We start from the raw sequence: 12,422 nt of genomic DNA, 5'->3' as shown, positions 1-12,422 counted from the left end.
ACATACGCCAAAAAGGCACAGCAGCGTCCTCGTTTACATTACGGGTCGCTGCGAACATGCCGAACTGGGAATAGCCCCTTACGGGAAATCTTCAATCGGCAACCGTACTGTCATTTTCATGACACACGGCTTGGCCGAAGCGCGCGGAGTATACGGAAACCCGTTCCTCTGTCAACGCCCCGTCCACAATGGAATTGAAGATATTTCCCGCCCTTTTCGACGTAATTCGCTTAACCCAAAATCTTGTTGATGGCTGCGGTCACCGTATCGATGCCCTGCATGCCGTCAACTTTCCGCAAAACACCCTTCTCTTCGTAATAGGGAAGCAAGGGTGCCGTTTGTTCGTGATACACGCCCAAGCGTTTCTTGAGCGTTTCCGCATTATCGTCCGCACGGCGTTCGCTTTCGGGCGTTTCCGCGGCACGGGTTTCGATGCGGTTAAAAAGTTCCTGGTCGTCGACCGTCAGTTCGATCACGTGATCGATCTTTTTGCCCTTACGCGACAAAAGGGCATCCAAGCCCTCCGCCTGTGCGACCGTGCGCGGGAAGCCGTCCAGAATCACGCCTTTGGCACAATCCGGCTCTTCCATACGCTCGTCGATGATTCCGATCATCGTTTCGTCGTCAACCAGTTTGCCGGCATCCATTATCGCCTTGGCCTGTTTGCCAAGCGCCGTGCCTTCGGCAACGGCGGCGCGTAGCATGTCACCGGTCGAAAGTTGCACAAACCCGCGCGACTCTTCGATCAGCTTGGCCTGGGTACCTTTCCCCGCACCCGGCGGGCCGAACATGAGAATGATCATCGACGCCTCCCCCTCAACTTCGATTTCTTCACCAACCCTTCATACTGATGGGCCAGCAAATGGCTTTGTATTTGAGCGACCGTATCCATGGTCACCGTGACGCAGATCAGCAAGCTGGTACCACCGAAATAGAACGGCACAGCGTATTGCGAGATCAGGAGTTCCGGCAACATACAGACAGCAGCCAGATACAAAGCCCCGATCGCTGTGAGGCGCGTCAGGACATAGTCGAGATATTCGGCAGTATTCTTGCCGGGGCGGATACCGGGGACGAACCCGCCGTATTTCTTCAGATTGTCAGCCGTTTCTTCCGGATTGAAGACCACCGCCGTATAGAAGAAGGCGAAAAACACGATAAGGCCGACATAGACAGCCAGATAAAGCGGTTGCCCGCGGCCAAGCATCGCCGTGACGTCTTGAAGCCAGGCCGGCCCCGAGCCACCGCTGAAATTCGCGATCGTCAGGGGCATCAGCAACAGGGAACTGGCGAAAATCGGCGGGATGACGCCCGGCGTATTGAGTTTCATCGGGAGATGCGAGCTTTCGCCACCGAACATCTTATTGCCGACCTGCCGCTTCGGATACTGAACGATGATTCGGCGCTGGGCTCGTTCGACAAAGACGATGAAGGCGATAACCGCGACCGACATGACCAGCAGGATCAGGATGAAGGCCGTGGAAAGCGCACCCGTCCGCCCCAACTCCAACGTGCCAGCCAAAGCACCCGGCAAGCCGGCAACAATACCGGAGAAGATGATCAGCGAAATGCCGTTGCCGACGCCGCGCTGGGTAATCTGTTCACCCAACCACATCAGGAACATGGTCCCACCCACCAGCGTGATGACCGTGGAAGCCCTGAAGAACAGGCCAGGGTCCTGGACTGCTGGCCCCTGGGAACCGGAAGCCCCCTCGAGCCCGACAGCGATGCCATAGGCCTGCACAGCCGCCAGTAGGACTGTCAGATACCGGGTGTATTGATTGATCTTCTTGCGGCCGCTCTCGCCTTCCTTCTTCAACTGCTCCAACGACGGCGAAATCGCGGTCATGAGCTGCATGATAATGGAGGCCGAAATATACGGCATGATGTTCAGAGCAAAGATCGACATCCGGCTGACGGCGCCGCCCGCAAACGTATCGAACATACCGAGGATACCGCCGGCCTGTTGCTCGAACAGTTCCGACAGGACCGATGCGTCGATCCCCGGCAGGGGAAGATAGGTCCCCAGTCGATACACGATAAGCGCACCCAGGGTGAACCAGATGCGCTTCTTCAGTTCTGTCGCCTTTGCGAGAGTTCCAAAATTGAAATTCGCGGCGAGTTGCTCAGCGGCGGATGCCATACGATACCTGTTCCCGTTACCCTATCGTTCCAACCCGCGCTTGAATCCCTAATGCCGGTTGGGCTTCGTATTCGCGCGTGTCCTGTCCCCGGCTAGTTGCCTGTTAAAGGACGTTGGGTGTCGATGCAACGATTGCAACGGAAAAGACACGACCTTTAGGTCGCGCCCTTCCCTATGCATCAAACCTATTAAGCGTCCCGGTTCTTCATCGCCAGGTGGCGACGCTTCTTCGAGGGTGCCTTCTCGACTTCCGCCGGAAGTTCGATCTTGCCACCGGCCTTTTCGACTGCGGCAATTGCGGCCTGACTGGCTTTGGCGGCCTGGATCGTCAAGGCGGTCGAAAGTTCGCCCTTGGCGAGAATCTTCACACCGTCCAGTTCCTTGCTGATGATACCGGCGGCAAGCAGCGCCTCGGCATCGATCGGCTTCTTGGCGTCGATCTTCTTGGCTTCGACCGCTTCCTGCAGGCGGCCCAGATTCACCGTCGCGAATTCCTTGCGGAACGGCGCATTGGTGAAACCGCGCTTCGGCAGGCGGCGATACAACGGCATCTGGCCGCCTTCAAACCCCTTGATGGAAACACCGGAGCGCGACTTCTGGCCTTTGACCCCGCGACCGGCGGTCTTGCCCTTGCCGGACCCGATGCCACGACCGACACGCATCCGTGTCTTTGCCGCGCCCGGATTGTCGGACAGTTCGTTGAGTTTCATTGTCTGACTTCCTTCTGACCTACGGGTCTACCTACCGGTTTGGGACCGGTCGGCGATCAACCGAGTTCTTCTACCCGAACCATGTGGCGGACCTTGCGGATCATGCCACGGATGGACGGGGTGTCTTCCAGTTCGCGCGTGCGGCCGATCTTGTTCAGACCAAGGCCCACCAGCGTTGCACGCTGGCTAGCTTCACGCCGGATCGGGCTGCCCGTCTGGGTTACCCGAAGCTTTTTGTCTTCCGCCATTGGTTCTCTCCCGGCCTAACTTTACGCCGCGTTTTCTTCAGTACCGGCATGTCCGTCACGGCGGCCAACGATATCGTTGACTTTCTTGCCGCGGCGCGCCGCAACCATGCGCGGGGAACTGCTGCTCTTGAGGCCTTCAAAAGCGGCTTTCACCATGTTGTAGGGGTTGGACGAACCCGTCGACTTGGCGACAACGTCCTGCACACCCAGGGCTTCGAACACCGCGCGGGTCGGACCACCGGCGATGATGCCGGTACCGGAGGGCGCAGCCCGCATCACAACCCGACCGGCGCCGAAGCGGCCGTGGACGTCGTGGTGCAGCGTACGGCCTTCCCGCAGGGGAACACGAACCATGGTCTTCTTGGCCTGGTCCGTCGCCTTACGAATCGCTTCCGGCACTTCGCGCGCCTTACCGTGGCCGAACCCGACCCGGCCGCGACCGTCACCAACGACGACCAAAGCGGCAAAGCCGAAACGACGACCACCCTTAACAACTTTCGCAACACGGTTGATCGCGACCAGCTTTTCAACCAGATCGGATTCGCCATCCCTGTTGCGTTCTTCTCTCGGTCCACGTGCCATCGCTCGGATCCCCTTAGAACTTCAAACCGGCTTCACGCGCGGCATCTGCCAGCGCCTTCACCCGGCCATGAAAACGAAAACCGCCACGATCGAACACGACCTGTTCGACGCCCGCCGCTTTGGCGCGCTCAGCGATCAGCTTGCCGACAACCGCCGCGGCATCAGAATTGCCGCCGGACTTCCCGCCAGAACGGAAGTCCGTATCCATCGTCGACGCAGCGGCGACGGTGACGCCGGCCAGATCGTCGATGACCTGGGCGTAGATCTGTTTGTTCGTGCGGTGCACGGAAAGACGGGGCTTGCCGCCGCCGAGTTTCCGAATTTGGTACCGCGCACGCGCTCGGCGCCGCTCGAAGAGTTTTTTGGTACTAATCATAATTCCTGTCCTCGCAATGCGCCCACCGCGGTATGTCTTTTGGACTTTCCGCAGCCCGGATGCGGCGCGATTTACCGTATCGGAGACCTCTCCGTCCGGCTTACTTCTTCTTCCCTTCCTTACGAAGGATGGTCTCGTCGGTGTAACGAAGCCCCTTGCCCTTGTAAGGTTCAGGCGGACGATAGCCGCGGATTTCACTGGCAATCTGCCCAACCCGCTGCTTGTCCGCGCCGGAAACGGCGATGATGTTGCCGCGGTCGCCTTCAATCGCAATCTTCACGTCCGACGGGATCGGGAAGTTTACGTCATGACTGAAACCGAGTTGCAGCTTCAAGGTCGACCCCTGCACCTGCGCACGGTAACCGACGCCATTCACTTCCAGCCGCTTAACAAAGCCTTCCGACGCGCCCAAAACCGCATTGCTGATCATGGCGCGAACCATGCCCCAGTGCTGGCGAGCCTTCTTGCTCTGGTTTACCGGCTCTACGGAAACCATATTTTCGGCCATGGAGACGGTGACATAGTCGGTGATCGCCACCTTCTGTTCGCCGTTCTTGCCTTTAGCGGTCACCAGTCCCTCGACGATCGAAATATCGACGCCGCTTGGAACCTCAACCGGATATTTGCCAACGCGTGACATGGTTCAAAACCCTTATCTTCGTATAGCTTACAGGTAACGTGTCTCTGCCTGGCCTTAGTAGACCCGGCAAAGAACCTCGCCACCCACGTTATTTTCACGCGCTTCCGCGTCCGACATCACACCCTTGGGGGTGCTGAGGATCGAGATACCCAGACCGTTATAAACGCGGCCCAAGTCCTTGATCCCGGAATAAACGCGCCGTCCCGGCTTTGAGACACGCGAAATTTCCTTAATCACCGGCTCACCGTCAAAATACTTCAACTCGACGTTCAGCTCGGAAATACCCTTTTTGATCTCGGATTCGCTGTAGCCACGGATATACCCTTCGCGCTGCAACACGTCCAAAACCCGCGCGCGCAGTTTGCTCGACGGAACCGGCACGGCAGCCTTGCGGGCAACCTGGCCATTCCGAATGCGGGACAGCATGTCACCAAGAGGATCACTCATCGCCATCTTATCAGTCCTCCGTTACCAGCTCGACTTAGTCACGCCCGGGATCTGACCATGAGAGGCCAGTTCACGCAGCGCGATACGCGAGATGCGGAATTTGCGATAGTACGCCTTCGGACGTCCGGTCAGTTCGCACCGATTGTGCAGACGGACGGGAGAGGCGTTCTTCGCGATCTTGTTCAGATCCATTGCTGCCTTGAACCGTTCTTCCGGCGGCAGCTCGCGGTTATGAAGGGTCTCCTTCAACTTCGCCCGGCGATTAGCCGCGGACTTAGTCAAACGTTCCCGCTTCTTGTTCCGCTCAATGGCGCTCTTTTTGGCCATCTGACGTCACTCCCGTCTATTTCTGAAACGGCATATTGAATTCGTCCAGAAGCGCGCGTGCTTCATCGTCCGAATTCGCCGTCGTGCAAATCACGATATCCATGCCCCGGATAGAATCGACTTTGTCGTAATCGATTTCCGGAAACACGATCTGTTCCTTCAAGCCCATGGCGTAGTTGCCACGGCCATCGAAGCTCTTGCTGCTGATCCCGCGGAAGTCACGGACACGCGGCAGCGCCACGTTGATCAGACGGTCAAGAAATTCATACATGCGCTCGCGCCGCAGAGTAACCTTGGCGCCAACAGCCATGCCTTCACGCAGCTTAAAGCCGGCGATGGATTTCTTGGCCTTGGTCGTCACCGGCTTTTGACCGGTGATCAGTGAAAGATCATCAACAGCGCCGTTCAGGTTCTTACGATCCGCGACCGCTTCCCCGACACCCATGTTGATGACGATCTTGTCCAGCTTCGGCACTTCCATAGAGGATTTGTAGCCGAACTTCTCCAGCATCTTAGCGCGAACGGCATCTTTATAATGCTGCTCGAGGCGCGGAGTATATTCTTTTCCCGACATCTTTCTCGATCCTTCCGACTTACGCGTCGATGACTTCGCCGGACCGCTTCGCAAAGCGGACCTTGCGGCCGTCGAGAACCTTGAAACCAACACGGGTCGGCTTGTTGTCCTTGGGGTCAAGGTGCGCGATGTTCGAAACCGCTATCGGCGCTTCCTTCTCAACGATCCCACCTTGGGCCGACATGGACGGACGCGTGTGACGCTTGACGACATTGACGCCACGGACAACGACACGGTCTTCGGAGGGACGAACTTCGATGACTTCGCCTTCCTTGCCTTTGTCGCGACCGGTCAAAACGACGACCTTGTCACCCTTTTTGATCTTCGCAGCCATTACAGCACCTCCGGCGCGAGCGAAACGATCTTCATGAAGCGCTTCGCACGCAGTTCACGGACGACCGGACCGAAGATACGGGTACCGATCGGCTCGTTCTGCTTGTTGATGAGGACCGCGGCATTGGAGTCGAATCGGATCGTCGATCCGTCCTGACGCCGAACCGGCTGCGCCGTCCGGACGATGACAGCTTTAAGCACATCGCCTTTCTTAACGCGGCCGCGCGGAATCGCTTCCTTAACGGAAACGACGATGACATCGCCAACTGAAGCGGTACGTCGCTTCGAGCCCCCGAGCACCTTGATGCACTGGACCCGACGCGCGCCCGAATTGTCGGCGACATCCAGGTTAGTTTGCATCTGGATCATATGTCCGACCCTTTCATCCCATATGTCCGGGCAAAAACACCCGAACAAACATCAAACTCAAACTGCGATCCGCCCGGCACAGCCGCGCAAATCCCAAACCTTACGCGGACGCTTCGTCCGTCACCACTTCCCAAGTCTTACGCTTGGAATGAGGCCGGCACTCCGCAATACGAACCATGTCACCCGTCTTATGGGTGTTGCTCTCGTCATGAGCCATGAATCGCTTGGACTTCCGCACGATCTTGTTCAGCAGCGGGTGCTTAAAGCGGCGCTCAACCTGGACGACAATCGTCTTCTCGCCGTGGTCAGACACCACTGTGCCCTGCATAATCCGTTTCGGCATCGCTCTAAACTCCGCCCTAACTCGTTTCTATCCATTCCACCGGGACCGATATCGGCCTCGGCTTAAATTTAACTCGCCGCAGCCTGGCGCTGACCGAGCAGCGTCTTGATACGAGCGATATCGCGCCGCACTTCACGTGAGCGCGCTGTATTTTCCAGCTGCCCGCTGGCCGCCTGAAAACGCAGGTTGAACTGTTCCTTCTTGAGATCAAGAAGCTGACCGTTCAATTCGTCTTCCGTCTTCTGACGCAGGTCTTCGGCTTTCATGGCCCTATCCTTCGCCTTCTCTGTTCCGCTGCTCTAGCTGCCGACTACGCTGATTAAGCGCCGGCGCCGAGGCGCGTGATGATCTTGCAGCGGATCGGCAACTTCGCCGCCGCCAATTCGAAAGCTTCCTTGCCCGCACCGTGATCGACACCGTCCATCTCGAACATCACACGACCAGGCTTAACCCGGGCCGCCCAATATTCCGGCGTCCCCTTACCCTTACCCATGCGGACTTCCGCGGGTTTCGAGCTGACGGGCACATCCGGGAAAATACGGATCCAGACATTACCCTGACGACGGATCCGGCGAACGATCGCACGGCGAGCCGCTTCAATCTGACGCGAGGTTATCCGCCCCGGTTCCATGGCCTTGAGACCGATGGAGCCGAAATTCAAGGCCGTTCCGCCCTTGGCATTACCATGGATGCGGCCTTTATGGGCCTTCCGGAACTTCGTACGTTTCGGGCTCAGCATGTCAAAAAACCCTCGAATATGCTCAATTCGTTCAATTCACGTGACGGTCAACGAGACCGCCAGAGACTTAGGACCGGCCACCCGCGGGCGAACCTGTATCCATCCGTTTGTCCTGCGCCATCGGGTCATGGGCCATGATCTCGCCCTTGAAGACCCAGACCTTCACGCCACAGACACCATAGGTCGTGTGCGCTTCGGCCAAGCCGTAATCGATGTCCGCACGAAGCGTGTGCAACGGAACCCGACCTTCACGGTACCATTCAGTCCGCGCGATTTCCGCGCCGCCGAGACGCCCACCACAGTTGATCCGGATCCCCTCGGCACCCAGGCGCATTGCGCTCTGAACCGCGCGCTTCATGGCACGTCGGAAGGCAACGCGACGTTCCAACTGCTGCGCGATGTTTTCGGCAACCAGCTTGGCGTCGATTTCGGGCTTGCGGACTTCGACGATGTTAAGCGCGACGTCCTTACCCGTGATCTTGTTCAACTGCTGGCGCAGCTTTTCGATATCCTGGCCCTTCTTGCCGATCACCACACCCGGACGCGCCGAATGAATGGTGACACGCGCACGACCGGCCGGACGTTCGATCACGATCCGGGAAATCCCCGCCTGCTTAAGCTTGTCATGCAGGAAATCCCGCAGCTTCAAATCTTCATGCAGCAGGTCCGCGTAGTTCTTACCGGCGAACCAACGGGAATCCCAGGTCCGGTTGATGCCGAGGCGCAGACCGATCGGGTTAACTTTTTGACCCATGATATCTTCCTTTACCCGCTGCCTATTCCGCGTCTTCGCGCTCGCGCACGACGATCGTCAAATTCGAAAACGGCTTCAAAATCCGCGCACCGCGACCGCGGGCACGCGCCCTAAAACGCTTCATAACGAAGGATTTGCCAACAAAGGCTTCCTTCACGAACAACCGATCAACGTCAAGCTGATGGTTGTTCTCCGCATTCGCAATGGCCGCTTCCAGGACTTTCTTCACGTCGCCGGCAATCCGGCGACGGGAGAAAGCCAATTCCGCGACCGCAGCACTGGCGGCCTTGCCACGGATCGAAGCCGCGACCAGATTCAGCTTCTGAGGGCTGATCCGGATCGTACGGGACAGAGCCATCGCTTCCGCCTCGTCCAAACGGCGCTCTGCAGCTGCCTTACCCATGATCGTTAACCCCTCTTCGCCTTTTTGTCGGCCGAATGGCCGTAGTAGGTCCGCGACGGGGCGAACTCACCCAGCTTGTGGCCGATCATGTGTTCGGTCACCAGAACCGGAACAAACTTCCGACCGTTATGGACACCGAAAGTCAGGCCCACGAACTGCGGCAGAACGGTCGACCGACGAGACCATGTCTTAATTACGTCCTTCCGACCCGAAGACGCGGAGTCTTCGGCTTTTTTCAGAAGGTAATGATCCACGAAGGGACCTTTCCAAACGGAGCGTGCCACCTTGCCTTCTCCTACTTCTTCGCGTGTCGGCGGCGGATAATGTACTTATCCGTCGACTTGTTCGACCGCGTGCGCTTACCTTTGGTCGGCTTACCCCAGGGCGTAACCGGATGACGGCCACCCGAGGTCCGGCCTTCACCACCACCATGCGGGTGATCAACCGGGTTCATGACGACGCCACGAACCGACGGACGCTTGCCAAGCCAACGTTTACGGCCGGCCTTACCAAGCTTGATGTTCTGTTGGTCAGGGTTACTGACCGCGCCAACCGTCGCGATGCATTCGGACCGAACGACGCGCAGTTCACCCGACATCAATTTCAGCTGGGCATAGCCCTGATCGCGACCGACCAACTGGGCATAAGTCCCAGCCGAACGTGCAATCTGACCACCCTTGCCCGGCTTCATCTCCACATTGTGGACGATGGTACCGACCGGCATTGCACCAAGCGGCATCGCGTTGCCAGGTTTCACGTCGACCTTGGCCCCGGCCACGACCGTGTCACCGGCTTTCAAACGCTGCGGCGCCAGGATGTAGGCCAACTCGTCGTCCGCGTAACGGATCAGAGCAATGAACGCGGTCCGGTTCGGATCGTATTCCAGGCGCTCGACAGTTGCGGGTTGATCCCACTTCTGGCGCTTGAAATCGATGACCCGGTACCGGCGCTTGTGCCCACCGCCTTGACGCCGTGCCGTGATACGACCGGTGTTGTTGCGGCCGCCCTTGTTGGTCAGACCTTCGGTCAGGCTCTTGACCGGACCGCCACTGTGGAGGTCCGTCCGCTTGACCAGCACCAAGCCACGTTGGCCGGGTGTGTTCGGTTTATATTGCTTGAGCGCCATGATGCTCTCGCTCCCTTAACTCAATCCGCGTTCGACGGTTTCTTGAGCCCTGTTTCAAAGACCCGTGGTGACGTCGATAGAATCACCTTCTACCAAACGAACGACGGCCTTCTTCCAATCGCTGCGCTGCCCGATACGGCCGCGGTGACGTTTCGTCTTGCCCTTGACCACAAGCGTGTTCACGGACCGGACTTTGACGTCGAACAGACCTTCAACGGCAGCCTTGATTTCCGGCTTGGTCGCAGTCGTCGCAACCTTGAAGGAAATCTGGTTGTTCTCACCGCCCAACGTCGCCTTTTCGGTAATCACCGGCGACAGCAGGACGTCGTACATCCGTTCTTTGGAAACGGCCTTCTTGTTGAGATATTTCCAACTCATTTCAAGCGGGCCTCCAACCCTTCAACGGCGGCCTTGGTCAGAACCAGAAGATCCCGACGAAGAATGTCGTACACGTTCGCGCCCTGGGTCGGCAGCAGATCGACACCCGGAATGTTCCGAACCGCCAAAGCCATGTTGCCGTCCACTTCCGGACCGCCGACGAACAGGGCATTGCCCCAACCCAGTCCGGCCAGTTTGTCCTTCAGCACCTTCGTCTTCGGGCTGTCCAGCGTGGCATCGTCCAGGATGATCAGCTTGCCATCGGCCTGCTTGGCGGAGAGCGCAGAGCGCATTGCCAAGGCCCGGACCTTTTTCGGCATGCTGTGGCTATGGTCGCGCGGATGCGGACCGAACACCTGACCGCCACCGCGGAACTGGGGCGCCTTCTTGTCGCCATGACGGGCACGGCCTGTGCCTTTTTGACGATAGATTTTCGCTGTCGAACCGTTGACTTCACTGCGGCCCTTGACCTTGTGCGTGCCAGCGCGCCGCTTAGCCAACTGATAGTTGACCATGCGGGACATGATGTCCTTGCGGACAGCGACACCGAACACTTCGTCCGCGAGATCGATCTCGCCGGCGGCAGCGTTGTCGAGGGTGATAATTTTCGCCTTCATGACCTTCGCACCTAACTTACGAGTTCTGTTCTTCGGTCGTGCCTGCGTCTTCCGCAGCCTCAACCGCCGGCGCATCAGCCGGAGCTTCTTCGGCAACCGCGTTCGGATCCGCCGCCAGCTTGAACGCACCCGGGAACGGGACGTCTTCCGGCAGTGACCGCTTCACAGCGTCGCGAACCATGACCCAACCGGACTTCGAACCGGGGACGGCGCCACGGACCAGGATCAAGCCGCGATCCACATCGGTCGCAACCACTTCCAGGTTCTGCGTCGTCACGCGTTCTGCACCCATATGGCCAGCCATCTTCTTACCCTTGAAGACCTTGCCCGGATCCTGGCACTGGCCGGTGGAGCCGTGGGAGCGATGCGAAACCGACACACCGTGGCTGGCCCGAAGACCGCCGAAGTTGTGCCGCTTCATTGCACCGGCGAAACCTTTACCGATGCTGCTGCCCGTCACGTCCACATACTGGCCGGCGATGAAGTGATCAGCCGTCAGTTCAGCACCGACATCGATCATTGCGTCATCGGAAACCCGGAATTCAGCCAGTTTCCGCTTCGGCTCGACCTGCGCCTTTGCGAAGTGTCCCCGCATCGGCTTCGTCGTGTGTTTCACCTTACGGCGGCCACCACCCATTTGCAGGGCCGTGTAACCGTGTTTGTCTTCAGTCCGCTGAGCGACGATTTGAAGTTCGTCGATCTTCAGGACCGTTACCGGTACACTGGCGCCGTCTTCTTTGAAGACACGCGTCATACCGACCTTTTGCGCGATCAACCCGCAACGCATCACGAAATCCCCCGCACTTAGAGCTTGATCTCGACATCGACACCAGCAGCCAGATCGAGCTTCATCAAAGCATCGACTGTTTGCGGTGTCGGGTCGACGATGTCCAGCACCCGCTTATGGGTCCGTATCTCGAACTGCTCACGGCTTTTCTTATCGATGTGCGGAGACCGCAGCACCGTGAACTTTTCGATCCGGGTAGGCAGCGGAATTGGTCCGCGAACCTCGGCACCCGTGCGCTTCGCCGTGGACACGATCTCGCGCGTCGACTGATCGAGGACGCGGTGATCGAACGCCTTCAGGCGAATGCGAATGTTCTGGCTATCCATGCCGTTTCACCCCTTAGAGAGCGCTACAAAAGAACGCCGCCCGGTCCTGACCTGGTCCGGGCGGTCGCCCTGCTTAATTACTCGATGATGCCCGCGACGACGCCTGCACCAACGGTGCGGCCGCCTTCACGGATCGCGAAACGAAGACCTTCGTCCATGGCGATCGGGGCAATCAGTTCGACTTCCATCGTCACGTTGTC

The 12,422-nt window shown here is 58.4% G+C and carries 24 protein-coding genes; all 24 read right to left on the bottom strand.

Features of this window, described 5'->3' with window-relative positions; all coding sequences use genetic code 11:
• Positions 1 to 230: 230 nt before the first annotated feature.
• Complete coding sequence (locus EOI86_RS20910; protein ID WP_127767652.1) at positions 231 to 803, bottom strand: adenylate kinase; 573 nt, start codon at positions 801 to 803, stop codon at positions 231 to 233.
• The gene (secY, locus tag EOI86_RS20905; RefSeq protein ID WP_127767651.1) at positions 800 to 2,143 is read right to left on the bottom strand and encodes a preprotein translocase subunit SecY; all 1,344 of its coding nucleotides are present in this window, start codon (positions 2,141 to 2,143) and stop codon (positions 800 to 802) included. The genes EOI86_RS20910 and secY overlap by 4 nt, the downstream gene beginning before the upstream one ends.
• Positions 2,144 to 2,331: 188 nt before the next feature.
• Positions 2,332 to 2,853 (bottom strand): 50S ribosomal protein L15, encoded by a 522-nt coding sequence (rplO, locus tag EOI86_RS20900; protein ID WP_127767650.1) that lies wholly within the window; start codon positions 2,851 to 2,853, stop codon positions 2,332 to 2,334.
• Between the two features lie 56 nt (positions 2,854 to 2,909).
• Positions 2,910 to 3,101 (bottom strand): 50S ribosomal protein L30, encoded by a 192-nt coding sequence (rpmD, locus tag EOI86_RS20895; protein WP_127767649.1) that lies wholly within the window; start codon positions 3,099 to 3,101, stop codon positions 2,910 to 2,912.
• Positions 3,102 to 3,122: 21 nt separating this feature from the next.
• Positions 3,123 to 3,683: a 30S ribosomal protein S5 gene (gene rpsE, locus EOI86_RS20890; RefSeq protein WP_127767648.1), complete on the bottom strand. Its 561-nt coding sequence runs from the start codon at positions 3,681 to 3,683 to the stop codon at positions 3,123 to 3,125.
• Positions 3,684 to 3,696: 13 nt separating this feature from the next.
• Entirely contained in the window at positions 3,697 to 4,059 is a 363-nt protein-coding gene (gene rplR, locus EOI86_RS20885; protein ID WP_127767647.1) for a 50S ribosomal protein L18, read from the bottom strand.
• 100 nt (positions 4,060 to 4,159) lie between these two features.
• Positions 4,160 to 4,699 (bottom strand): 50S ribosomal protein L6, encoded by a 540-nt coding sequence (gene rplF / locus EOI86_RS20880; protein ID WP_127767646.1) that lies wholly within the window; start codon positions 4,697 to 4,699, stop codon positions 4,160 to 4,162.
• Between the two features lie 54 nt (positions 4,700 to 4,753).
• Complete coding sequence (rpsH, locus tag EOI86_RS20875; RefSeq protein WP_127767645.1) at positions 4,754 to 5,152, bottom strand: 30S ribosomal protein S8; 399 nt, start codon at positions 5,150 to 5,152, stop codon at positions 4,754 to 4,756.
• A gap of 15 nt (positions 5,153 to 5,167) precedes the next feature.
• A complete protein-coding gene (gene rpsN / locus EOI86_RS20870) occupies positions 5,168 to 5,473 on the bottom strand; it encodes a 30S ribosomal protein S14 (RefSeq protein WP_127767644.1) in 306 nt (101 codons plus the stop codon).
• Positions 5,474 to 5,489: 16 nt separating this feature from the next.
• Positions 5,490 to 6,047 (bottom strand): 50S ribosomal protein L5, encoded by a 558-nt coding sequence (gene rplE / locus EOI86_RS20865; protein ID WP_127767643.1) that lies wholly within the window; start codon positions 6,045 to 6,047, stop codon positions 5,490 to 5,492.
• A 19-nt stretch (positions 6,048 to 6,066) separates the two neighbouring features.
• Complete coding sequence (rplX, locus tag EOI86_RS20860; RefSeq protein ID WP_127767642.1) at positions 6,067 to 6,381, bottom strand: 50S ribosomal protein L24; 315 nt, start codon at positions 6,379 to 6,381, stop codon at positions 6,067 to 6,069.
• Positions 6,381 to 6,749: a 50S ribosomal protein L14 gene (gene rplN, locus EOI86_RS20855; RefSeq protein WP_127767641.1), complete on the bottom strand. Its 369-nt coding sequence runs from the start codon at positions 6,747 to 6,749 to the stop codon at positions 6,381 to 6,383. The genes rplX and rplN overlap by 1 nt, the downstream gene beginning before the upstream one ends.
• A 100-nt stretch (positions 6,750 to 6,849) precedes the next feature.
• Positions 6,850 to 7,092, bottom strand: a complete 243-nt coding sequence (gene rpsQ, locus EOI86_RS20850; protein WP_127767640.1) for a 30S ribosomal protein S17 — start codon at positions 7,090 to 7,092, stop codon at positions 6,850 to 6,852.
• Positions 7,093 to 7,160: 68 nt separating this feature from the next.
• Positions 7,161 to 7,358 (bottom strand): 50S ribosomal protein L29, encoded by a 198-nt coding sequence (gene rpmC, locus EOI86_RS20845; RefSeq protein WP_127767639.1) that lies wholly within the window; start codon positions 7,356 to 7,358, stop codon positions 7,161 to 7,163.
• Positions 7,359 to 7,411: 53 nt separating this feature from the next.
• Positions 7,412 to 7,831: a 50S ribosomal protein L16 gene (gene rplP, locus EOI86_RS20840; RefSeq protein WP_127767638.1), complete on the bottom strand. Its 420-nt coding sequence runs from the start codon at positions 7,829 to 7,831 to the stop codon at positions 7,412 to 7,414.
• 67 nt (positions 7,832 to 7,898) lie between these two features.
• Entirely contained in the window at positions 7,899 to 8,585 is a 687-nt protein-coding gene (rpsC, locus tag EOI86_RS20835; protein WP_127767637.1) for a 30S ribosomal protein S3, read from the bottom strand.
• Between the two features lie 22 nt (positions 8,586 to 8,607).
• A complete protein-coding gene (gene rplV, locus EOI86_RS20830; protein WP_127767636.1) occupies positions 8,608 to 8,988 on the bottom strand; it encodes a 50S ribosomal protein L22 in 381 nt (126 codons plus the stop codon).
• 5 nt (positions 8,989 to 8,993) lie between these two features.
• A complete protein-coding gene (gene rpsS / locus EOI86_RS20825) occupies positions 8,994 to 9,272 on the bottom strand; it encodes a 30S ribosomal protein S19 (RefSeq protein ID WP_127767635.1) in 279 nt (92 codons plus the stop codon).
• 11 nt (positions 9,273 to 9,283) lie between these two features.
• On the bottom strand, positions 9,284 to 10,114 hold the full coding sequence (gene rplB / locus EOI86_RS20820) for a 50S ribosomal protein L2 (RefSeq protein ID WP_127767634.1): 831 nt from the start codon (positions 10,112 to 10,114) through the stop codon (positions 9,284 to 9,286).
• A 54-nt stretch (positions 10,115 to 10,168) separates the two neighbouring features.
• On the bottom strand, positions 10,169 to 10,492 hold the full coding sequence (locus EOI86_RS20815) for a 50S ribosomal protein L23 (RefSeq protein ID WP_127767633.1): 324 nt from the start codon (positions 10,490 to 10,492) through the stop codon (positions 10,169 to 10,171).
• On the bottom strand, positions 10,489 to 11,109 hold the full coding sequence (gene rplD / locus EOI86_RS20810; protein ID WP_127767632.1) for a 50S ribosomal protein L4: 621 nt from the start codon (positions 11,107 to 11,109) through the stop codon (positions 10,489 to 10,491). The genes EOI86_RS20815 and rplD overlap by 4 nt, the downstream gene beginning before the upstream one ends.
• A 16-nt stretch (positions 11,110 to 11,125) precedes the next feature.
• Positions 11,126 to 11,896 (bottom strand): 50S ribosomal protein L3, encoded by a 771-nt coding sequence (rplC, locus tag EOI86_RS20805; protein ID WP_127767631.1) that lies wholly within the window; start codon positions 11,894 to 11,896, stop codon positions 11,126 to 11,128.
• Between the two features lie 17 nt (positions 11,897 to 11,913).
• Complete coding sequence (rpsJ, locus tag EOI86_RS20800) at positions 11,914 to 12,222, bottom strand: 30S ribosomal protein S10 (protein WP_127767630.1); 309 nt, start codon at positions 12,220 to 12,222, stop codon at positions 11,914 to 11,916.
• A 77-nt stretch (positions 12,223 to 12,299) separates the two neighbouring features.
• A partial coding sequence (locus EOI86_RS20795; protein WP_476702845.1) for an EF-Tu C-terminal domain-related protein occupies positions 12,300 to 12,422 on the bottom strand: 123 nt, incomplete at its 5' end.

The sequence above is a fragment of the Hwanghaeella grinnelliae genome (genome assembly GCF_004005845.1).
In the GTDB taxonomy this organism is placed as follows: domain Bacteria; phylum Pseudomonadota; class Alphaproteobacteria; order UBA8366; family Aestuariispiraceae; genus Hwanghaeella; species Hwanghaeella grinnelliae.
This window is presented reverse-complemented; position numbering and strand designations above follow the sequence as displayed.